The sequence below is a fragment of the Sphingobacterium sp. BN32 genome (genome assembly GCF_030503615.1).
In the GTDB taxonomy this organism is placed as follows: Bacteria; Bacteroidota; Bacteroidia; order Sphingobacteriales; family Sphingobacteriaceae; genus Sphingobacterium.
Map to the genome: position 1 here is coordinate 3,351,631 of NZ_CP129963.1, position 22,532 is coordinate 3,374,162.

The window sequence follows — 22,532 nt, forward strand, 5'->3', positions numbered from 1 at the left end:
CATGAAGAGAAGAAATTTTTTACAATTAGCTGCCCTTACGGGGCTGGGCAGCTTAAATCTACCTATTGTATCCGCAGGAAGTTTGGAAAGCGAGACCAGAGCAAAAGCACATGACGGATCCGATGAAATAAAAACCGACGTCTGCATTATCGGGGGCGGTCTGGGCGGATGTGCTACGGCTTTGGCTGCTTGCAGAAATGGCCTTCGTGCAATCATGACCGAAGAGACCGACTGGATCGGCGGACAGATATCGCAACAAGGCGTTCCGCCAGATGAGCACCAATGGATAGAAACGCATGGAGCACCTAGCTCCTACCGCGATTACAGAACTCGCGTTCGCGATTTTTATCGACGCAACTATCCACTCACTCCGGAAGCTAAAAACAAAGTCAACTTAAATCCAGGAAACGGCTCGGTATCTCGAATATGCCATGAGCCCCATGTTTCCGTCGCTGTACTCTACGAAATGTTATTGCCCTACCTCAGCAATGGACAGCTACAGATATTCCTGGGATTCAAAGCCAACACGGCTCTAATTCAAGGCGACGATGTGAAAAGTGTCGCGATTCGCTCGGTCGACGAAGATACGACGATCAACGTACTGGCGAAAAACTTTGTGGATGCCACGGAATGTGGCGATCTGCTGCCGATTACCAAGACGGAGTACATCACAGGAACGGAGTCAAAGAAAGAAACCAATGAACTGCATGCCTCCGAAACCAAAAGACCACAGAACCATCAAGCTTTCACGGTCTGTTTCGCGATGGACTACCAAGAGGGCATCGATAATACGATCGATAAGCCTACGGACTACGATCGATGGAAAAACTACGTTCCTAAACTGAATCCGGCATGGTCGGGTAAGTTATTAGATCTATCCTACTCCAATCCGCGCGACCTCAAGCCTAAGCGATTGGGATTTGATCCGCGAGGCATAGATACGCCCGGTATGTTGAACTTATTCAATTACCGCCGTTTGATTCATAAGGACAATTTTACGCCTGGTTTTTACGATGGCGATATCACCATTGTGAACTGGCCACAGAATGATTATATGATGGGCAATCTGATTGATGTGTCGGAAGCGGAATTCAAGAAAACGGTGGAAGATGCAAAAAACCTGAGCCGTTCCCTATTCTACTGGCTACAAACAGAGGCCCCACGTGCTGATGGCGGCATGGGCTGGAAAGGGCTACGCCTACGCGGGGATGTGATGGGCACCGTTGATGGTATGGCAAAATATCCTTATATACGCGAATCGCGAAGAATCAAAGCACAGTTTACGGTATTGGAAGAACATGTAGGCGCAGAGAACAGAAAGCTGGTAGCCGGCGAAAAAGAAGGAAAGAAAGCTTTTCAATTCTTTGATTCTGTGGGCGTAGGCTACTACCATATCGATCTTCACCCCAGCAATCAAGGCGATAACTACATAGACTTCGGATCCTTGCCATTCCAGATACCACTTGGCGCCTTATTACCGCAGCGCGTCAACAACTTGTTCCCTGCCAATAAGAACATCGGAACAACGCATATCACCAACGGCTGCTATCGCCTGCACCCCGTAGAATGGAGCATCGGCGAAGCCGTAGGCCTATTGATTGCCTACAGCACAAAAAATAAGGTCCATCCAAAACAAGTTAGAAGCAATAAAAATAATCTTAGCGCTTTCCAGAGCTTTATTCAGCAACAAGGAATAGAGCTAGTATGGAAGGTTTAGATTTTAGATATTAGACATTAGATTTTAGACCTGCAGCAATGCAGGTTTTTTGTATTTGGGGGGACGATGTTTTGTCTGAACCAGGAAAGGAAGGATGTAGGGATGGGCAGGATCGGATATAGTGTTGGATATCGGTATGCATATCGCACATTTACAGTATTTGTATCATACGTTACAGGAGACGTTTAGTGAAACGTCTCCTATAAAAAATACAATTCATCCCATTATTCGGCACAAAACCCGACCCTGCAAATCCTAAAATCCTTCCTTTCTTGGTTCAGACAAAATCTCTTTAGACCACAAAATTCAGACAACTACCCCTTCCAATCTCACATCTAAAATTTAAAATCTTATTTCTAAAACCTAGTAACCCACCCTAGGTCTAAATACTAACTACTAACTACTAAATACTACCCCAATCAAAGCCCAATCAAACCCGCTTCGAAGCGGGTTTGATTGGGCTTTGATTGGGGTTATCATTGGGTTTACAAGGGGACTGAGTCGAAGCAATTCCCTTCCATTCTCGAAGAGCTTTCGTAGGATCTCTGATGAGTTTTCTACTCAAAAACCTGTAACTTAGCAAGAATTGGATTTCAGATGCCTGCTATTCTTAGGATATTTGAGTATGGTAAAGACACAACAAGCAATCAATTACGCCCGTATCGCTCAGGCGATACAGTATATTCAGGATAACTTTCAGCATCAGCCGAGCCTGGAGGAAATTGCTGAGCATGTACATTTGAGTCCCTTTCATTTTCAGCGGATGTTTTCTGAATGGGCTGGTACGAGTCCAAAGAAATTCTTGCAATATATTCAGATTGACTATGCCAAGAAATTATTAAAAGAAGAGCAACGCACTTTGTTTGATACCCATATGCTGACCGGATTTAGCAGCACCAGTCGATTACATGATCTGTTTGTGCAGATTGAGGGCATGACGCCGGCAGAATACAAGCATGGCGCTGCAGGTTTAAGCATTGCTTATAGCTTTCAGGAAACGCCATTCGGCCGCTGCTTAGTCGCTTCGACCCATAAGGGGATATGCTACATGGCTTTCATCGATAATGAGGAGGATGCCTTGCGGACATTGAAATCTCAATTTGAACAGGCAGAGTTTGTCGCTGAAGAGAAGGAAAGCCATCGTCAGGCTTTAGCGATTTTCGATCCGGCGTCGGAGAATCCTGTGGACCGTATCAAGCTCCATTTAAAAGGTTCTCCTTTTCAACTGAAAGTATGGCAAGCCTTATTGGAAATTCCTACAGGGAAACTGAAGACCTACAAAGAAATTGCGGAGGCAATCGAGCGCCCTACAGCATCGAGAGCGGTCGGTACCGCGATAGGACAGAATCCAATCGCATATTTGATTCCCTGCCACCGTGTGATCCAGACTTCCGGAAAATTCGGTGGTTACCGCTGGGATCCTTTACGCAAAACAGCAATCATCGGTTGGGAAATCGCGAAACAAAAACCAGCAATGAGCAATGAGATTATTTAATTCTGCAGATCCGAAAAAAAATTGGCTTCCGTACGATGGTACGGTAAATTACTATGGTGTGGTAATCGAAGACAGCGCAGCATATTTTCAGAGTTTGATGCAGGATATTGCTTGGAAGAACGATGAGGCGATCATCTTTGGAAAACATATTTTAACCAAACGCAAGGTGGCATGGTATGGCGACACCGCTTTTGAGTACACTTATTCGGGAATTTTGAAGCGTGCCTTGCCTTGGAATGAAACACTCCTGCGTTTGAAGGAAATCGTCGAACAGGTTTCAGGTGAAACATTCAACTCCTGTCTATTGAATCTCTATCACGACGGCAGCGAGGGAATGGCATGGCATAGCGACGGGGAGAAAGACCTGAAAAAGAATGGCGCCATCGCATCCTTAACGTTCGGGGCAGAAAGGAAGTTTTCCTTTAAGCATAAAGACAGTAAAGAGAAAATCGATTTGCTGCTCGAAGATGGTAGCTTGTTGATCATGAAGGATACCACACAAACCCATTGGTTGCATAGACTCCCTCCAACAAAGGCCGCCCATGGGCCAAGAATTAACCTAACGTTTAGGACAATTGAGGAAGTCTAGTTATTTTGTCACTGTTTTTTTCTTTCCTCCTGTTAGCATTTGCCTAGATTCATCTGATTTACAGTATCTCTCTATTTGTTTATAAAGAAATTAATTTTTATTTTAGAGAAACTAATTTTACCAACGCCTATTTTTTAGATTATGAACAACTTTCAAAGATTCCTCTTGGCCCCGCTCATCTATACGGTCTTTATGTTCGTGTTTTTTTGGTTTGAATATGATCCTGTTAAAGCCATTTTGGGTGGATTAATGGCGGGTCTGATGTTCGGTATATTTTACTACTTCTATGAGACCCATAGAATGAAAAAACAATTGAGGGAGGACGGACTGGATAAAGAGCAAGTCAAGTTATTCAATGGTGCGAATTATGTTACCAAAGAAGATTCGCAAGCCATTAGATTATACCTTCTTTCCGATCGATTGGTCTTTAAATTTCATAAGCCAAAGACAGCGGATGCCAAAAGAGAAATCCCGCTTGAGCAGATTCAGTTAGTCGAAACGGATATGTCGAAGGGACTATTATTTAAAGGATTGGGCATAAAAACGAACAGTGGCGAGCTGCTGGATTTCCGAATATTCGCTCCGAAAAAATGGAAAGCGGAAATTGAAAGCGCAATGGCAAAGGATATGTCCGCTGGCTAAGCGTAGTTCAACCGCGCGATTCCTCTTAACTCGTCAATAGTCGAATTGTGCGATTTTTTTCCTTATCTTTGTATCAATCAAAATAAATAGCAGTATGTAATACCCCTCTTTCTATCGTTTTATTCCTGCACCTAGGGGTGCGACTTATGGTTTCACAAACATTGAAAGAGCTATGGTTATTTTACAGAACGCTACTTATATACATCCTAATAAAGATGTCCTATTTCAGGACCTTCAATTCACATTAAATAAACAAGAAAAGATCGCGCTCATTGGTCACAATGGTGTCGGCAAGTCTACCCTATTGAAAATTATCGCCGGACTTTTGACGTTGAATGGCGGTCTATTATCCGTTGAGGCAAGTCCCTATTATGTTCCGCAGCTATTTGATGCATACGAGCACTTTAGCATTGCGCAGGCATTGGGAATTGCTGAGAAGCTCAAAGCTTTGCAAGGAATCACCGAGGGTGATGCATCGGTGGAAAACTTTGAGATTCTTAACGATGATTGGGATATTGACGAGCGAGCGACCTATGCACTTCAGGAATGGGGTTTGGCAGACTATGCATTATCAAATCCTTTGAGTTCCTTGAGTGGTGGGCAGAAGGTGAAGGTCTTTCTAGCAGGAATTTCCCTGCATCAGCCGGAATTGATATTGATGGATGAGCCTAGCAACCATTTGGATTTGGCGTCGCGCCGCAAACTTTACGACTTAATCGAGGATAGTAATGCGAGTATGCTGATCGTGAGCCATGATAGGACATTGCTGAATTTGTTGGACATGACGGCGGAGCTCAGTCCGAAAGGCATTCAGCGCTTCGGAGGAAATTACACGGAATTTACCGAGCAAAAGGATGTGGAGAAGAACGCCTTGGACCAGCAGCTTCAAAATAAAGAAAAGGAGCTTCGCAAGGCGCGCGATAAGGAGCGGGACGCGGCGGAAAGGCAGAATAAGTTAAATGCCCGAGGTAAAAAGAAGCAAGAGAAGGCGGGCGTAGCGCGTATTATGATGAACACCTTGCGTAATAAGGCTGAGGGAAGTAGTGCTAAATTGAAGTCTGTGCATCAGGAGAAGATTGGCGGTATCCGTCAGGAACTTCATAATCTACGGATGAACCTCTCCGAGCTGGATCAGATGAAGTTTGGTTTCGACAATTCAAACACCTACAGCGGGAAGAATCTTATCGATGCGCAGGGAATCAATTTCTCGTATGATCAAAAGATGTTATGGTCGACCGACCTTTCCTTTAAAATATATCATGGCGATCGCGTTGGAATCTATGGCGATAATGGCGCTGGTAAATCGACCTTGATAAAATTATTATTGAATGAGCTGCAAGCGCATAAGGGAACTATTTATCGTGCGGATTTCACATACATTTATATCGACCAGGACTACTCGATCGTCCGCTCGGAAAAGAGTATTTACGACATGGCGGAATCTTTCAACCAGTCCGGTCTTCAGGAGCATGAAATCAAGATTCGATTGAATAGATTTCTCTTTGGAAAGGAATCGTGGGGAAAATCCTGCGCTGTACTGAGCGGTGGCGAGCGCATGCGATTATTGCTATGTTGTTTGAACATCTCCAGCAAGGCTCCGGACATCATTATGCTCGATGAGCCGACGAACAACCTTGATATTCAAAACATTGAAATCCTAACCTCTGCGCTGAATGATTTTCAAGGTACGCTGTTGTTGATTTCGCACGACAAGGTATTTATGGAAGAGTTAAAAATCGACAAAAGCATAAATTTAAACTAGAATTAAAGGATTTCTTTTTGATTTAAAATTTCTTTGATGTAAATTCACATGGTATTAAGGAATATCCTTTTTAGCAAACCTCTCAAGACCATAAAGAACCATGAGATTGACGCTGCTCTTTGTCTTTGCTTTTGGCTTACTCTTCGGATGTAAGGAGGATGATATTGCGCCAGAAAACCGGACGCTAGATGTTACGCTATTGCAACAGTACAGCTGGGAAAACCGTTCGGAAGTGGAAGAGCAAGCTGTGGAACAACCTGTGGTTTACAAATACGCAAAAAGGATTACGCTCCTGTTCAACGAGATACAATTTGCTCATAAAACAGAGTCCTACTTTCTTACGAAGCCAGAGAAAATGGGAAACATCAGTTTTTTGCCCGCTTTGGACAACGGAGAATTTTATGGGGACTATACGGTCTCGGCTCCCGACTCCATCCTGACTTTTAACTTTTCCTATAGCAACCCCGTCAATAACCGTTGGAATGCTCATGTGGATACGGTAAACTCGAGCATCAAATACAAGATTCTGCAGTTAGATCAACGGAAATTGGAAATAAAACCGCTGAGCGATATGCAAATTGATGGTACGCATCAAAGTATTATTTTTCAGCCAAGTGGAAAGTAATGTCTTTATAGATTGGGGTGATATTCTCGATTAATCTGTTCCCGAAGTTCCGGATGCTTCTTGACATACTTAGAAACAAAGGGACAGTATACCATGACCTTCTTTTTCTTTTCTTTGGCAAATGCAAAGGCTTTTTCGGCTAAAGCAGACGCCACCCCTCGCCCCTTCATACGCTCAGGCACTACCGTATGCATCATCGCGATATTGTTTTTATAGAAACGATACTCTAGCCGTGCAACCTCCTCGTTATCATGATATTCAAATTGTAGATTATTTTCGTTATTGATGATGTCCATAATGTGATATTGTACTAGTATAACGCTGGATTGTGGGCGGATGTTTTGAGCTCCTATATGTTTATTCTAAGTCCTGCGGACAGGTTTCTCCCCGGTAGAGGAGTGAGGTATTTTAATGGAGAGTTTTGCGGCCTAGCCTCTACGTTCAAGAGATTGTTTCCCGATACGAATGCGACAACTTGATATCGTCGAAGTGGAAAAAGATAACCGATTTGAGCCGATAGCATAGCGTAGGCAGGCATTGCCTTTTCCAGATTGATATTTTTTCCCAGGTATTTTTGTTTCATAAACTGTGTAAATGATGCATTAAGATTAAGCCTTTTTATGTCCGCACGTGCTTGCATTCCGTATCGGCTAGTTGGAAGATTCGGCATATAATCTCCTTCTGCCCATTTCCGCATCTCGTCATCGGAGGTGTTTTTGTTTTTCACCAAGTCGGCAAACCCTTCGATCTGAATGCGATGCTGTTCGTTCAAACGTTTTAGATACTGTAGCGTCATTTCAAATCCCGAGATTTCTGTATCGGAAGCTCGCCACTCCTTTTTGACAAATCCTCCCGGATTCGACAGGCCCGTATGCGCTAAATAGATATAATTGTTGAAGTGACTATGATAAATATTAGCGACTAGAGAAAACCCCAGGTAATTAAGCTTTGCTTCGGCTTCAACACTATTTGCTATTTCTGGGTTAAGTCTATCATCCCCATTCTCTTCGGTAATAATCGCGAAGTGGTTATTGCCGGCGTATAATTCATTGACACCCGGCGCCCGCTCGGCATGGTTATAGGAAAGTCTAATCTGCAATAAGCTGTTATGCTGCCATTGTAAAGCACTGGTGAACTGATTAAGTTGGAATGATCTAGGGCGCAGATTACCACCCGCTAGTCCTCGCGAGGTTTTGTAATCTGCATCAGCATGAGCGCTTCGATCGGTCCAGTCGCTTCTGTAGCCTAGATCTATCTGAAAAGCATGATACTTGAATTGATGTAGCGTAAAGATCCCCGTCTCCCGGCTTTCCACATTCGGCAGATAGCGCATCAGACCTTCGCTGAGCATCGATAGGTCCATATATTCGATTCCTGATGTACTCTTCCAAAATTCGCGGGACTGCAGTTCGAGTTCAGATCGAATAGCATGCCGACGGCTATTGAACTGATTGACCTTATAGATATCAAGCAATTCGCGGTTATCGCCATAATGAAAGCTGTAATTGACTGTGACTTTCTTTATCAATTTATGAATCGGTTGATAGGCGGATTCAAATAATCCCTCATAATTCAAGCTTCGGGTATTGATGGGTGAATAAATCGCTGCTTTCGCAGGGGCGTCATGATCGTGATTGTGTGCTGCTTGCTCAATTTTCGCAAATGCAGGAACTCCGAAATATCCTTCATTTGCCTTTAGCCCCAATCCTATTCTAAAATTATCGTAAATGAAACTTGTTCCTAGGTTGATGGCTTTACTTTCACCATGGCTATTAGGCATCATCCCTTTTTCTACCGGATGATAATCCCGAATTCCATAGACTTCCCGCACATAGCGCGGTGTATTTTCCGGTTGACCGGCAATAAATTTATCATTATTTGGATTCTGCACATTCACTCCGCCAATGACCGAGTAAGGTCTGTCGGTATAGAGATCTTCTTCCGACAAACCGTGATCGGGTTCCTTCATTTTTTCTATTACGTATTGGCTCAAATAGGGATACAGGCTCACGTTCTGAACATTCTTTGCATTCACAATTACCTGTGCCAGGTTTTCTGTACCCGGATCGATATCGGAATCATAGACTAACGCTGGCTTTGGGTTTCCCGGGATTTTAAAGCGATCATTCTTGTAGTTCATCCCTCCGAAATGCCAGCCCCAGTGCTTTCCGATTTGTCCAGTGAGCCTTACGGACTGCTTATGGCCCTCATTCGTTCCAGCCTCAACATGGAGGCTACCCTTTATTTTAGCCCCATTTAGATATTTCGGAATGGTCTGATCGATTAAGTTGACCGCCCCTCCTATCGCCTTTCCCCCATAGAGCACATTCGCGCCGGATTTGTATAATGTGATGCTTTCAATGTTATCAAAATCTACTTGAACGCCCAGGTTGGGTGAGATGCCCGATAAATCGTTGGCAGCAACGCCATTGTGTAAAATGCCAACTCGATTGCCACTTAAACTTCGAATGCTAGGCATACCGATATAGGGTCCATAATTTGAATTGTGAATTCCAGGGATATTGTCTAGGGTTTCCCCCAGCGAGCGTGACTGCATGCTCCTTAGCTTCAAACTGTCGATATACAGGACCTCTGCATATCTTGTTAGTCTTTTTTCCACACGAATTTCCTCAAGGCTTATTCTTTTTATAGAATCCGGAGTCGGCGGTTTCTGGGCAATCAATTTAAAGGAAATAAATACAAAGAGCAATAATAAGTATTTGCTTAAACCTAGCTTGAGTATCATTTTAACTATTGTTTAGTGCGGTAAAAGTAAAAATTATTCTTTAGATAATGCAACATTATTGCATTTACTAAATAATAATTTTTACTTTTACCGCAATCAAATACACATACATGAAAATTATTATGAAACCAACTTTCACCTTTTCCTGCTTTATCATCTTGCTAACTCTTTTATTTTCATCATGTAAAAAGGACAGCCCATCGGATCAGCAGATGATTCAGGAGGAAGCCTCCGACTTTAAATTAGTATTCGGCCAGGATACAACATTGGCATTTACATCCCTTGGAAATATAAAGGATCCTGTGGATTATGTTTTGTCTTTTGACGGGACAGCGGACATCAAGATATCGACGTCTATAAACCTACATGATCGGCTAAAAGATGCCATACAAATCGATAGGGAGAACAAAAAAATTGTCATTAAAAGCGGATTACTCTATCCCAACTCGGAGGTGTCTACCATCAATGGGGTCGCAATCCCACCGATATATAAAGTGGCACTACGTGCGGTAGCAAAGGATGGCAAGCTGCTGGCTGAAAAACTGATCAGTTTTGTTTTGCAAAAGTCATCGGTTCACTTACTGCGCTCAAATGCTGAGTCATCAGACTTCATTTATACCCTCTTTAGCGATAAAGCAAGTTCTTTCGAACTCCATAGCGAAGCGGCGAGAATTGCCGGCACGAGTTGGAATGTAAATTCCAAAGGAACTGACGGGGAAACGGTCAAGATTGAGGCCAATAGCGTTGTTTTCGCCGGGACCTCCGGGAGTTTGACACAAAAGGATGAGAAATCCTATGACCTAGAGCCTCAGTTATTAAAGGACGGCTTCCCAGTAGCTTCCGGTAAAATTAAGTTTATTTTTATCCCCGCAATTCAGTTTGTGTATGGCACATATTATCCGGACTTGAATTTAACGGTAAAATACAATTACCTTTTTGTTGATCTGCAAGCAGGCTATGTCTCGAAAGCTCCGGCATTTTATCCTGAATCCTACAAGGGGAAATTCAGTATTGACAAAATCGAGTGGAACAACAAGCCGTACGACAACAGCAATAGCATATTTTCGATTAATGAAGAAACAGGTATCATCTCGACGAAGGCTAAGAATGATTTACCGAAGGGAAGTTATAAATTGACTGTGAAAGCAACGGCGAAACATGGATTAGAATTTACGACGCCTCTTACTTTGGTATTGGAGTAGCAATGTAGGCGGACGGCAAACCGAACTATAGTATTATTGTTTTAAACTATAGGACAGTCACTTTCGAATCGCTAACCTTTTCGAAAGTGACTACTTATTTCTGTTAATAAGCACGATTGATATATGGACAAGAAAAAACAAATTTTTGAAATCATTAGTTTCACAGCTGATGATAGAGAATACTATCCGGCATCTATGGAACACGAAAATTGGATGCCAGATAACTTTGTAAAGCATACGGAAATTGACATTGCTTTAGGTCAGTCTCGATACGGCGGACCAATAGTAGATTTACCTCCGGGAGTTCAATATCCGGAAAATCTAAGATTTGCAGCACAGCTTGACTTATCCAAATTCTCACCCTATGATAAAACAGGGTTATTACCCAAGAAAGGACAGCTTATTTTCTTTGCAGAAATAATGAACGACACGGGAAAGGTGATTTATGCCGATGTTGCTAACGAAGAACTAGTTCGAACGACCAAAGAACATGAAGACAATTTCTACACTGGAATATTAATCGATAAAATATATGCTGACACCGAAACACTAGAAGAACGCTATGAAGAACCGGAAGATGATGAAGAAGAGCTAAATGAACAAGATGAGGTTTGGGGCTATTTTTCTGGTTGTGAAAAGTCAAAAATATTCGGGATTTATACGAATTGCCAGTTGCAGGAAGAAGAGATTGAGGAAGTTGCTTTTTCAGATAAGGTTGTACTGTTGCAGATCGGTGAGAATGGATTCAATGATGAAGGAGTTTTTAGCGTATTGATCCCAAAAGAAGATCTAAAAAATTTGAACTTCGATAATTGCGAATTTATTTGGGCCCAATCTTAAGAAAGATTGGGATACCTCTTGGAGGATTATTTATACTAAAAAAGCTCATCTTTCGATGAGCTTTTTTCTAGTAGCGGGGAGCAGGATCGAACTGCCGACCTCAGGGTTATGAATCCTGCGCTCTAACCATCTGAGCTACCCCGCCGTTTTTCGGTATGCAAAGATAGCAATAAGGAATAAGTTTCAAAGAAATTTTGAATAAAATAATTCAAATTCTCTACTTTATTTTCTCCTGCCGGCACAACGGTTTTATAATCAAAAAGATAGAATCTAGCATCTGGGTCGCTATTTTGAATAGCGTATAAAAAACAGCTCTCCGCGTCCGTGTTGATAACCGTTCTAATGTGTAAAAAAAGATACTGCCTTGCTTTTGGATTACAGTTTTATTCGCTATTATTACAAAAAGTAGGTATGCAAACATACCCACTTGAATAACTTAAATTGTTAGAGACTTCTACTTTGAATAAATATGTCGGAAAAAATTAAACTAGATTTAGAATATGTACTAAATTCTTCTCCTCGAATTTTATTTCCTTACTTGCAGGAGCCAAATGAGCTGGCACAATGGTTTGCTGACGATGTAAACTATCATGATGGTATATACGAATTTGTATGGGATAATGAGTCGCATCGCGCGAAGCTAGTCGCTGTCAAAGAAAATAAAAGCGTAAAATTCAAATGGATCGATGATGATCCTTATTTTTTCGAAATCGAAATCGTGCAAGATGAGTTGACAAACGATGTCGCACTTAGCATCACGGATTACGTCAAGGAAGACAACTTGGACGATCGTAAGAAAATCTGGGATAATTCAATAGGATACTTACAAAGCGTTATTGGCGCATAAAACATTCGGTGCACCCCGGCAACTCCTTGGGGTGCACTTCTTTTTCCCTCTCCTTTCCAACATCTTTTACATTAACAATTGCGATTCTCGATTGATCATTAACGTTTTTCTAACACATTTCAAGACGTAAAAATTGTATCTTTGCGGATAAACTAGGATGGATAATCTTTTGACTTTCTCCCTAGAAGGCATAGGTTTATATGAAGAAAATACATTTATTAATTCTACAAGCATTTATTAAACCGTTCTTGGTCACATTTTTCATTGTGATGTTTGTATTATTGATGCTTTTCTTGTTTAAGTATATCGATGACTTAATTGGAAAAGGCTTCCAATGGTATGTGATTTTAGAGCTACTGAGCTACCAATGCGCCGTGCAGTTGGCAATGGCTTTGCCACTATCCATGCTACTATCTTCTATTATGACGTTCGGGAATCTGGGCGAAAGCTATGAGCTCGTAGCGATCAAAGCTGCAGGGGTTTCTTTAAGGAAAGCAATGACACCGCTTTTCGTCGTGGTAGCACTTTTCAGTGCCGGATCATTTTTCTTCTCAGATTATATATTGCCAGTGGTAAACCTCAAGATGGGTTCACTGCTGTATGATGTTCGTAAGAAAAAAGCCGACTTCTTCATCAAACCGGGTGTATTCAATAGTACTATCCCGGGTTATTCTATTCGTGCGAAAGCAAAGAGCGAAGACGGTACGACGCTTTATGATATGATGATCTATCAACATCAATCAGGCGGTACAGCAGATAATGTCACCTTCGCTAAAGAAGGCTATGTACAGAACTCTCCCGATAACCGCTACATGGTATTAAAACTGATCGATGGAGTTCGTTATGAAGATGCCCGGGTGAAGAACGCGAAGCGTTATGACCCGAGGCAGCAGTTTACCCGTTTCAGATTCAAGGAAACAACGACTAAGTTCGACATGAGTTCCTTTGATATGAACCGTACAGATCAGGATCTCTTTAAGTCACATCATCAGATGTTGAACTTGAAGCAACTACGTTTATATTCTGATTCCAATCACGTTTACATCGACAGCTTAAAACATGTTAATGCCGTTGAAGCGAAACGTTATATCAATCTTTATTCAACCTACTTTCAAAATGGAAAACCACCTGCAAGGAAAACAAACGTTCATCTAGACGATATTGCAACTAAAGAGCAGTATAGGATGGCATTAAATAATGCATTGAATCAGGCACGTCAGGTGAAAGATCTTGCTGTGAATAAGCAGATGGAATATGCTCCTTATCGAGAGAAAGACATTCGCTATGATATAGAATGGCACCGTAAGTTTACATTGGCGGTATCCTGCTTGCTATTGTTTGGTATTGGAGCACCATTAGGAGCTATTATCCGTAAAGGAGGTCTCGGCCTCCCTGTGGTTATGGCGATTATCTTCTTCCTGATCTACCACGTTATTGCGACCCTGGCAGAAAAAGCAGCGAAAGATGCAAGCTTAACACCTATGTGGGGTATGTGGATGGCTATTATTGTACTTACGCCACTAGCTATCTTCCTGACTTACAAATCAACTACCGACTCCAAACTATTCGATGCCGATCAGTATAAGCTGAAAGCCGAAGCCCTATGGAAACGTATTGTCGCATTTTTTAATAGAAAAAAGAAAACCGATTATAGCAAAGGCTAGGATATTATGACAGCATATTAATAAATTAATGCATGATATGCCCTACCTTTGTACTGATATTTACTACAGAATGGAAATTAAATTAAACACGATAGAGGAAGCTATTGAGGATATCAAAGCTGGAAAAGTCATAATCGTCGTAGATGATGAAGATCGTGAAAACGAAGGCGACTTCGTAACTGCTGCGCGCAATGCGACGCCAGAAATTATCAACTTTATGGCCACTCACGGACGTGGGCTTGTATGTGCTCCACTGACGGAAGAGCGTTGTCGTGAGCTGAACTTAGGCCTAATGGTCAACAACAACACGGCTGTTTATGAAACAAATTTTACCGTATCTGTCGATCTACAGGGTTATGGATGTACTACGGGTATCTCCGCATCCGATCGTTCAAAAACTATCAAAGCATTAATTGATCCTAATATCCGTCCTGAGGAGTTAGGACGTCCGGGACATATCTTTCCATTGATTGCTAAAGATGGTGGTGTTCTTCGTAGAACAGGCCATACCGAAGCATCAGTAGACTTAGCGCGCCTAGCGGGGTTTGAACCTGCAGGTGTATTGGTCGAGATCTTGAAGGATGACGGAGAAATGGCTCGCCTACCGGACTTGATTAAAGTAGCAGAACGTTTCGATCTGAAAATCATCAGTATTGAAGACCTGATCGAATACCGTTTGAAGCATGACACATTAATCAAAGAAGAGGTTACTGTGGAAATGCCGACCGAATGGGGTGATTTCAAAATGAAAGCATTTACACAAAAAAACACGGGTGAGCAGCACCTAGCCTTATACAAAGGCGAATGGAATGAGGATGAACCTGTCCTAGTCCGCGTTCATAGCTCATGTGTTACAGGTGATATATTCGGTTCTTGCCGTTGTGACTGTGGACCACAGTTACACAAATCAATGGAGATTATCCAGAAAGAAGGTAAGGGGATTATCGTTTATATGAACCAAGAAGGTAGAGGAATCGGCCTGGTAAACAAGCTTCATGCTTACAAACTACAAGAGCAGGGTTCCGATACGGTAGATGCTAATATCGAATTGGGCTTCAAACCCGATTTAAGAGATTATGGCGTCGGAGCGCAAATCCTTCGTTATATGGGAGTTACAAAGATGCGTTTGTTATCTAATAACCCAAGCAAACGCGCTGGACTAATCGGATACGGACTAGAAGTGGTAGAAAATGTGCCCATTGAAATCCAACCCAATGAGTTCAACGAAAACTACTTGAAAACAAAAAGAGACCGCATGGGTCACACCCTAAGCAACTTATAAGAATAGCAAGAGGAGGATTGAACATCCTCCTTTTCTTTTCGTATCTTATGCTAAGCTTTATTTCAAATCAGCAGCGGAAATGAACAAAACCCTGATTCATACGTTGCTAAGAAAAAGAGATCATGAAAAACACCCTATTGATAGAGAAGGCCTATCTCAATGGTGCCTTTATTACAGCCGATAAGACTTTTGAAATCATCAATCCCTCCACGCAGAAACCCGTAGGCGTTCTACCGGATCTGTCGGTAAAGGATGCAAAGAAATATATCAAGGCCGCGCATGACGCTTGGCCAACATGGCGTAATACCGCCGTTGGAGAGCGTTCGAGAATACTGCGACGCTTATTTGACCTCATCAACGAAAACCGCGACGAGCTCGCAGAAATCATGACCTTGGAAAGCGGCAAGCCGATCAAGGAATCACAAACCGAAGTGGATTATGCCAATTCATTCGTTGAATGGTTTTCGGAGGAAGCGAAGCGCGCTTATGGCGAAACGATCCCCTCGACAGCGGGAAACAACAGAATGCAGACAATTAAGCAAGGCGTTGGTGTTGTTGCGGCTATCACCCCCTGGAACTTCCCATTGGCGATGATTACGCGCAAGGTCGCTCCTGCCCTAGCCGCAGGATGCACCGTAGTGCTTAAACCAGCCTCTCAGACTCCTTTCTCTGCTATCGCTTTCGCTAAGTTAGCCGAAGAAGCCGGAGTGCATAAGGGCGTCCTCAATGTGATTACATCGAAAGATAGTCGTGGACTGGGTGAGGAAATGGCAACCAATCCGCTAGTCCGCAAGATATCATTCACCGGATCTACGGCCGTAGGGAAAACCCTGATGTCGCAGGCTGCATCCACAATTAAACGTATCTCTTTAGAGTTAGGCGGCAATGCCCCATTTATCGTCTTTGATGATGCGGATATCGATAAAGCTGTCGAAGGTGCTATTGCAGGTAAATTCCGCAATACCGGACAAACCTGCGTTTCCATCAACCGATTCTATGTGCAAGATGCCGTTTATGATGAATTTGCAAAGAAATTGACAGCCGCGGTTAAGAAGCTAGAAGTTGGAGATGGCTTAAAGAAGACCACACAAGTCGGTCCACTCATCAATCCTGAAGGCTTGGAAAAAGTAATACATCATGTGAAAGATGCCACGGAAAAAGGTGCAAGCATTGCAACCGGTGGCAAAGCCATCAAAGGAAACTTCTTCGAACCAACAGTTTTATTGGATGTTCCTCATGATAGCATCATCGCAGAAGAAGAAACTTTTGGACCCATCTGTGCGCTGTTCAGGTTTAAGACAGAAAAAGAAGTGATTAAACTAGCTAATGATACTCCATTTGGCTTAGCATCCTATTTCTACAGCGATAATGTAACCCGCTGTTTTCGTGTTGCCGAGCAATTGGAAGCCGGAATGGTAGGAATCAATGCCGGGCTGATATCGAATGCAGCAGCACCTTTCGGTGGAGTGAAAGAGTCAGGATTAGGAAGAGAAGGATCGAAATACGGTTTAGACGAGTATATCGAAGTAAAATATATGTGCTTCGGTTACCAGATATGATAGCGTAATCCGAGCATCACATAATTCGGCTCCGTAGCTTCGTTCTTGAACTGATACTTCAGCTTGTATCCCGCATAGAGCGATAGCTGAACTGGAGCAAAATAATAACTCAAACCAGCTTGTCCATTCGCAACGGAAAAATTGTCCTTCGTACGGACAGGCTGTGTTTCCCCTTCAACCACGGTCATGTCATAAGTATAAAACTCTTGACTGAATCCCCCACCTAGGAACACATTGAAATTAGATTTCCTTTTATTTAGCAAGTTGAAAAGGTAGTCCGCGCCTACCCCTACAAAATCCCCTCGCCCATGTACCTGCGCCTGCAGCGCCTGGTAATTTCCGATATCGTATTTTCCCTGAACACCAAAACTGCCATTGTAGGAAGGATCCTCCAATTGGACATCGCCATAAAATCCAAAGGCCCAATTATGGTCCTGCGCATGCACGGAACTTAGGCCAAGTAAACTGCAAATAAATATAAGTAAATATCTCATATGACTGTTTTAATCAACTTTTTCACCCTTCGACTTGCGATACTTCTTGTATAGCTTGATCAATATCATCAATAATATGCTTAAGCCCAAGAGCCCCGCCACTCCAAACACCCAGTTTAGCGACGATTTAAGCACCACTAAAAACACAATAGCAAAGAGTATCAAAGTAGACACTTCGTTCCACATACGAAGCTTATTTGACGTCCAGCTAAGCTTCTCGTCACGAAGCTTGTACATCATCTGCTGGCTGATGAAATGATAAGCAATCAATCCTGCAACAAAAGTTAACTTAATATGCATCCATCCCATCGACAATAATCCGGGATTGATATAAAGCATCAAAAGCGCGGAAGCCACGGTAATATACATCGCAGGCGTCGTAATAACCCACCACAGCCTGTTTTCCATCAGCGTAAATTGCTTATGCAGGATTTGATATTCTACGGGAGATTTAGATTTCGCTTCGGTATGATAGATAAACAAACGCGGCATGTAGAACAATCCCGCCATCCAGCAAACAACAAAAATAATATGTATCGCTTTTGCGTATAGATAGAGCATATTAAAATAATATCTTCAAAAATAACAATTAATCAGCCAATAAATAACAGGCGAAGGTAAGGAATAAAGACAAAGAGGAGCTGCATATACACACAGCTCCTCTTTCTATCTAAAATGGAGATAATTAATAGCGATATTCTTTAATCGTTTCCACCGCGAATTTGACATTATCAAATGGGATATCCGGCATGATACCGTGGCCCAAGTTGAAAATAAAGCCGTCTTCACCGCGCATACGCTCAAACAGGTCAAGAATCTTTTTCTTGATAACCGGCTTGTCAGCATATAATACAAACGGGTCTAAGTTACCTTGAACCGCCATACCTGCTGGAAGCGATTTTTTGATGTTCAATAAGTCTGCATTCCAATCTACGGATACGACATCCGGCTGTGCTTCAGCCATCAATGGCGCAAAAACAGAACTTCCTTTACAGAAAGAAATGACCGGAACCGTTCTTTTCAATTTAGAAAGAATGTACTTGTTATATTTGTGCGAAAACTCTTGGTAGTCATTCCATGAAAGAGCCAGAGCCCAGCTATCGAACAACTGCAAAGCATTTACACCCGCATCAACTTGCATATTTAAGTATTCGATGGTCACATCAGCAATCTTTTGCAAAATGTAATGTGCCAACTCAGGTTGGTTGTTCAACAAGGTTTTCGTCAATTTGAAATCCTTAGATGATCCACCTTCAACTAAATAACTTAAGATAGTGAAAGGCGCACCAGCGAAACCGATCAATGGCACTTTACCATCCAAACGTTGTTGGATAACCTTAATCGCGTCGCCCACATATTGCAAGCGATCTAAACAATCTACCGAAAGTTTTTCTGCGTCCTGTTGATTTCTAACCGGGTTAGCGAATCGAGGTCCCACGCCTTGCTCGAAAGATAAGTCGCCACCCATTGCCTCCGCTGTAACGAGGATATCGGAGAATAAAATCGCCGCATCCACATCTAGCAGATCAATCGGCAACATGGTTACATCCGCCGCAATTTCAGGCGTTTTGCACATCTCTAGGAAAGAATATTTGTTCTTAATTTCCCAATACTCTTTCATAAATCTGCCTGCCTGTCTCATCATCCACACAGGAGGTCTTTCCGTAGGCTGCGATAATGCAGCACGAATCAAAAGATCGTTCTTCAATGAATTGTTCACTATTTATGTTTATTTACTTCGTTTTTTATTTTCTCTAGAATAGACTCTTGTCTTGCAGTCAGCTTCAACTTCTCTGCAGCATCCACATAACCTTCGACCCTGTCGTATTCTTTCTTGCGCAGATTGATGCTTGCCAAATTAATAAGCACCATCCCCTTTTCATGATCGCGACGCCAAGGCAGGCGCGATGCTAATTGAAAATGATACTCCGCTTCTTCAATCTTCTCCTCCTTCAGTAAAATATTGCCCATCATAAACTCGTAGAAGTTTCTGCGCCCCTTCCGTAGCCTATCAGGGTTCTTGATCTCGGCTAGAAGACGTTTTGTTTTTTCATAATCTTGCTTATGAAATGCCTGCGTAGCCAAATATACGGTACCCTCCTTCAGGTAACTCCATACCAGGTAGGCGATACCTCCGAAGATATAAACCGCGATATTATAATGCTTTGCAAAGACAGCATACAAGAGAAATGCGATCGCAATTGCGATAACTATTTTTCTAGCTCTATTGGTCATCCTTACCTAGTTCTGGTTATCGGTAAACTTATACCCCACACCGCGGATCGAATGGAAATAGATCGGATGTTTTTGATCAGGTTCAAAATACTTTCTAAAGGTCAAGATGAAATTATCGATGGTACGTGTTGAAGGGTAAACATCATAATTCCAAACCGTTTCAAGAATCTGCTCACGAGAAACTGCTTCATTACGACGCTCGATTAAAAGCTTCAACAACATAGTTTCTTTCTTTGTAAGCGAAGTGATTGTTCCATCCGCCTGATGCAGCTCGAAGGAGTTGAAATAAATCGTCTTATCACCGATTGTGTAAGAGTTCAATTCTTTCAAGTCATCGCCTTTCATTCCTCTACGGATCAAATTGCTCACGCGAAGGATCAGCTCTTCCAAGTTGAATGGTTTCACTAAGTAATCATCGGCGCCTTTTTTCAATCCCGTAATGCGATCTTCACTGCTATTCTTAGCCGTCAAGAACATAATAGGAACCTCAGAATTCTGCAAACGGATAGTTTCTGCTACCTGGAATCCATCGATTTCAGGAATCATTACATCAAGAATAATTAAGTTAAAACGTTCTTCCTTAAATATTTTCAATGCTTTTTTACCGTCTGTTGCTGTTGTTACGCGATAGCCCTCAAGTTCTAGGTTTAACTTGATAGCCTCTAATAGATGTTCTTCATCTTCAACTAAAAGTATACGTTGTTTACTTTGCATAATTTTCAAAAGTTACTTCAAAGATACTACCGGATGGCTTGTTATCTTTCACCCGGATGGAGGCATTATGTTTCTGTAGAACAGTCCTCACAATATATAACCCCAAACCTGTACCCTTGGTTTTACGAGTTGCTTCACTCCCCACTCGATAAAATTTATTAAATATAAGTCTTTTTTCCTCGTCTGGGATACCGATGCCATGATCGGCGACAGAAAATATCAGATTTCCACCCTCTTCTTTCAGTTTCACATAGATCATCCCACAGGCTGGAGAATACTTTACCGCATTCTCAACAAGGTTGGTAATTACATTGGTAATCGCGAATTTATCCGCTTTCAGCTTGATATGCTCGTCTAAATCGGCTTTAATAACCTGCGTTTTACATGCATTTTTCTGCAATCGATCGATGATCTGCTCCACCAAGTCCGACATATCAAATACTTCCTTCGGCAATTGATAAGCACGATTTTCTAATTTGGTTGATAGCAAAACATTCTCCACCAAATCGTCCAAACGTTCGATATCTTTCAACGAATTAGATAAAAAAACCTTTTGCTGTTCTCTATCCAACTCTCTTTTCAAAATCGTTTGAATGTACAATTTAACAGATGCTAAGGGCGATTTTAGTTCATGCGTTACAGCAAGCAGGAAATTTTGCTGTTGCAAATTGATTTCATGGTCGCGCTTGACTTGCTTCTTCAGCTTCAAAGCACCCCAAATAAAAATGAGCATAAAAATCAAGCCTTCACCGATAATCATGCCTTTTCTTTCCGGCTCGAATTTAATCAAAATATAACCCCACCACAGCAGCTGTGTAATGGCGTAAAAAATCAGAAAGTAAAATAGAAATAAGGCTTTTCTCATATGCTATGTTTCCCGTGCAAATGTACTTAAATAGCCTTTCAATAGGAAATACCCCAGACATTATGACAATAAAGCGAGAATCAAAATTGCGTTGCCAAGCAGCGCGCTGTATATTTGCATATGTTCAACGACAAAAAGCATCTATTCTTCGATTTAGACCACACCATTTGGGATTTTGATAAAAACGCCGAGGAAACCCTCCACGATTTGTATTTCAAATATAAGTTTGACGATCTTTTCAATATCCCAACTTCTGACAGTTTTATCGAAACCTACACCGTCAATAATCACCGCGTTTGGGGATTATATCACCATGGAAAAATAGATAAGCCTACCTTGCGCTATTTGCGCTTCGCCGATACCTTTACCCAACTCGGCGTTGACCCCAGCATGTTTCCAACAGAATTTGAGGAAGAATACCTCGCCATCTGTCCAACGAAAACAAATCTTTTCCCGAATGCTCACGAAACCTTAGCCTATCTAAAGGATAAATATACGCTCCACCTAATTTCCAATGGTTTTAAAGAGGCCTGCGAAAAGAAGCTGGAACATAGCAAGCTCGCCCCATACTTCAACACCATTGTGATCTCCGAGATTGTCGGCATCAACAAACCGGACCCTCGCATTTTTGAACACGCCCTACAAAATGGGCAGGCACAACGTGAACAGGCAGTTATGATCGGTGATAACATCGATGCTGATGTGCGTGGCGCACAGAATGCCGGAATTGAAGCGATTTTCTTCAATCCACTGGAAGTCGAGAAACCCGGCGATGTGAATTACATGATCAAAGATCTGAAGGAACTGCAGGAGATGTTCTAACGAAATTCCTATACTCTTTCCTTTTTTTAGATGGCTTGCCGAGCGACGATTTAGGCTCGCTCTGGATTGCTACAACTATATCCCAATGATAAAGCGTATCAAACCCAATGTATACCCCTTTCCAAGCGGCTATGATTGGGTTATACATTGGGTTTGAAAGGGGTTTGAAAGGGGTTTGAGTGGTGCTTAGTATTTAGTAGTTAGTAGTTAGTATTTAGACCTATGGCGGCTATAGATTTTAGATGTTAGATTGTATTGTCTTTGAACCAGGAAAGAAAGGATAAAAGGATTGGCAGGATGTTTTGTCTTGAACCAGGAAAGAAAGGATTAAAGGATTGGCAGGATCATGGTCATCCTAAAAACCTTCCTTTCCTGGTTCAGACGAATCCTCTTTTTTCAAAGACGAATCATCCCTCCCCTCTCTGCAACAAA

General features: G+C 42.1%; 21 protein-coding genes and 1 tRNA gene. 13 read left to right on the forward strand and 9 right to left on the reverse strand.

Annotated features, from left to right (window positions below):
• The first annotated feature begins 1 nt into the window (after position 1).
• The 6 genes from QYC40_RS14160 (at position 2) to QYC40_RS14185 (ending at position 6,830) form a co-directional block, all read left to right on the forward strand.
• Positions 2-1,717, forward strand: a complete 1,716-nt coding sequence (locus tag QYC40_RS14160; RefSeq protein ID WP_301990776.1) for an FAD-dependent oxidoreductase — start codon at positions 2-4, stop codon at positions 1,715-1,717.
• A gap of 625 nt (positions 1,718-2,342) precedes the next feature.
• Positions 2,343-3,212 (forward strand): bifunctional transcriptional activator/DNA repair enzyme AdaA, encoded by an 870-nt coding sequence (locus tag QYC40_RS14165; protein ID WP_301990777.1) that lies wholly within the window; start codon positions 2,343-2,345, stop codon positions 3,210-3,212.
• Positions 3,199-3,801 carry an alpha-ketoglutarate-dependent dioxygenase AlkB gene (locus QYC40_RS14170; protein ID WP_301990778.1) on the forward strand — a complete coding sequence of 201 codons (603 nt, stop codon included), beginning with the start codon at positions 3,199-3,201 and terminating at the stop codon, positions 3,799-3,801. Before QYC40_RS14165 ends, QYC40_RS14170 begins: the two co-directional genes overlap by 14 nt.
• A 141-nt stretch (positions 3,802-3,942) precedes the next feature.
• Positions 3,943-4,443 (forward strand): hypothetical protein, encoded by a 501-nt coding sequence (locus QYC40_RS14175; RefSeq protein ID WP_301990779.1) that lies wholly within the window; start codon positions 3,943-3,945, stop codon positions 4,441-4,443.
• A 172-nt stretch (positions 4,444-4,615) separates the two neighbouring features.
• The gene (locus QYC40_RS14180; protein ID WP_301990780.1) at positions 4,616-6,205 is read left to right on the forward strand and encodes an ABC-F family ATP-binding cassette domain-containing protein; all 1,590 of its coding nucleotides are present in this window, start codon (positions 4,616-4,618) and stop codon (positions 6,203-6,205) included.
• 100 nt (positions 6,206-6,305) lie between these two features.
• Positions 6,306-6,830 (forward strand): hypothetical protein, encoded by a 525-nt coding sequence (locus tag QYC40_RS14185; RefSeq protein ID WP_301990781.1) that lies wholly within the window; start codon positions 6,306-6,308, stop codon positions 6,828-6,830.
• A gap of 5 nt (positions 6,831-6,835) precedes the next feature.
• On the opposite strand, the gene QYC40_RS14190 is transcribed toward QYC40_RS14185, so the two are convergent.
• Complete coding sequence (locus QYC40_RS14190) at positions 6,836-7,126, reverse strand: GNAT family N-acetyltransferase (RefSeq protein ID WP_301990782.1); 291 nt, start codon at positions 7,124-7,126, stop codon at positions 6,836-6,838.
• A 53-nt stretch (positions 7,127-7,179) separates the two neighbouring features.
• Positions 7,180-9,576, reverse strand: coding sequence for a TonB-dependent receptor (locus QYC40_RS14195; protein ID WP_301990783.1), 2,397 nt, complete (start codon positions 9,574-9,576; stop codon positions 7,180-7,182).
• Positions 9,577-9,686: 110 nt separating this feature from the next.
• Between QYC40_RS14195 and QYC40_RS14200 the strand changes: the two genes are divergently transcribed.
• Both QYC40_RS14200 and QYC40_RS14205 read left to right on the forward strand, forming a co-directional pair.
• Positions 9,687-10,778 (forward strand): cadherin repeat domain-containing protein, encoded by a 1,092-nt coding sequence (locus QYC40_RS14200; RefSeq protein WP_301990784.1) that lies wholly within the window; start codon positions 9,687-9,689, stop codon positions 10,776-10,778.
• Positions 10,779-10,901: 123 nt separating this feature from the next.
• The gene (locus tag QYC40_RS14205) at positions 10,902-11,618 is read left to right on the forward strand and encodes a DUF1963 domain-containing protein (RefSeq protein WP_301990785.1); all 717 of its coding nucleotides are present in this window, start codon (positions 10,902-10,904) and stop codon (positions 11,616-11,618) included.
• A 71-nt stretch (positions 11,619-11,689) separates the two neighbouring features.
• On the opposite strand, the gene QYC40_RS14210 is transcribed toward QYC40_RS14205, so the two are convergent.
• Positions 11,690-11,763: transfer RNA gene (locus QYC40_RS14210), tRNA-Met, on the reverse strand.
• A 324-nt stretch (positions 11,764-12,087) separates the two neighbouring features.
• Here QYC40_RS14210 and QYC40_RS14215 point away from each other — a divergent pair.
• From QYC40_RS14215 to QYC40_RS14230, 4 genes are all read left to right on the forward strand, one after another.
• Positions 12,088-12,465: an START-like domain-containing protein gene (locus tag QYC40_RS14215; protein WP_149525048.1), complete on the forward strand. Its 378-nt coding sequence runs from the start codon at positions 12,088-12,090 to the stop codon at positions 12,463-12,465.
• 200 nt (positions 12,466-12,665) lie between these two features.
• On the forward strand, positions 12,666-14,129 hold the full coding sequence (locus QYC40_RS14220; RefSeq protein WP_301990786.1) for an LptF/LptG family permease: 1,464 nt from the start codon (positions 12,666-12,668) through the stop codon (positions 14,127-14,129).
• Between the two features lie 70 nt (positions 14,130-14,199).
• Positions 14,200-15,411 carry a bifunctional 3,4-dihydroxy-2-butanone-4-phosphate synthase/GTP cyclohydrolase II gene (locus tag QYC40_RS14225; RefSeq protein ID WP_301990787.1) on the forward strand — a complete coding sequence of 404 codons (1,212 nt, stop codon included), beginning with the start codon at positions 14,200-14,202 and terminating at the stop codon, positions 15,409-15,411.
• Positions 15,412-15,533: 122 nt separating this feature from the next.
• Positions 15,534-16,970, forward strand: a complete 1,437-nt coding sequence (locus tag QYC40_RS14230) for an NAD-dependent succinate-semialdehyde dehydrogenase (RefSeq protein WP_301990788.1) — start codon at positions 15,534-15,536, stop codon at positions 16,968-16,970.
• On the opposite strand, the gene QYC40_RS14235 is transcribed toward QYC40_RS14230, so the two are convergent.
• The 6 genes from QYC40_RS14235 to QYC40_RS14260 form a co-directional block, all read right to left on the reverse strand.
• Complete coding sequence (locus QYC40_RS14235) at positions 16,958-17,464, reverse strand: hypothetical protein (protein ID WP_301990789.1); 507 nt, start codon at positions 17,462-17,464, stop codon at positions 16,958-16,960. The two genes, QYC40_RS14230 and QYC40_RS14235, sit on opposite strands and share 13 nt — an antisense overlap.
• Before the next feature lie 9 nt (positions 17,465-17,473).
• On the reverse strand, positions 17,474-18,025 hold the full coding sequence (locus tag QYC40_RS14240) for a CopD family protein (protein ID WP_301990790.1): 552 nt from the start codon (positions 18,023-18,025) through the stop codon (positions 17,474-17,476).
• 124 nt (positions 18,026-18,149) lie between these two features.
• Positions 18,150-19,184, reverse strand: a complete 1,035-nt coding sequence (hemE, locus tag QYC40_RS14245) for a uroporphyrinogen decarboxylase (protein ID WP_301990791.1) — start codon at positions 19,182-19,184, stop codon at positions 18,150-18,152.
• The gene (locus QYC40_RS14250; RefSeq protein ID WP_301990792.1) at positions 19,184-19,699 is read right to left on the reverse strand and encodes a hypothetical protein; all 516 of its coding nucleotides are present in this window, start codon (positions 19,697-19,699) and stop codon (positions 19,184-19,186) included. The genes hemE and QYC40_RS14250 overlap by 1 nt, the downstream gene beginning before the upstream one ends.
• A 6-nt stretch (positions 19,700-19,705) precedes the next feature.
• Positions 19,706-20,413: a response regulator transcription factor gene (locus tag QYC40_RS14255; protein WP_149525041.1), complete on the reverse strand. Its 708-nt coding sequence runs from the start codon at positions 20,411-20,413 to the stop codon at positions 19,706-19,708.
• Positions 20,403-21,278: a sensor histidine kinase KdpD gene (locus tag QYC40_RS14260; RefSeq protein WP_301990793.1), complete on the reverse strand. Its 876-nt coding sequence runs from the start codon at positions 21,276-21,278 to the stop codon at positions 20,403-20,405. Before QYC40_RS14260 ends, QYC40_RS14255 begins: the two co-directional genes overlap by 11 nt.
• Positions 21,279-21,398: 120 nt before the next feature.
• Here QYC40_RS14260 and QYC40_RS14265 point away from each other — a divergent pair, with 120 nt between their 5' ends.
• The gene (locus QYC40_RS14265) at positions 21,399-22,100 is read left to right on the forward strand and encodes a YjjG family noncanonical pyrimidine nucleotidase (protein WP_301990794.1); all 702 of its coding nucleotides are present in this window, start codon (positions 21,399-21,401) and stop codon (positions 22,098-22,100) included.
• Positions 22,101-22,532 lie beyond the last annotated feature (432 nt).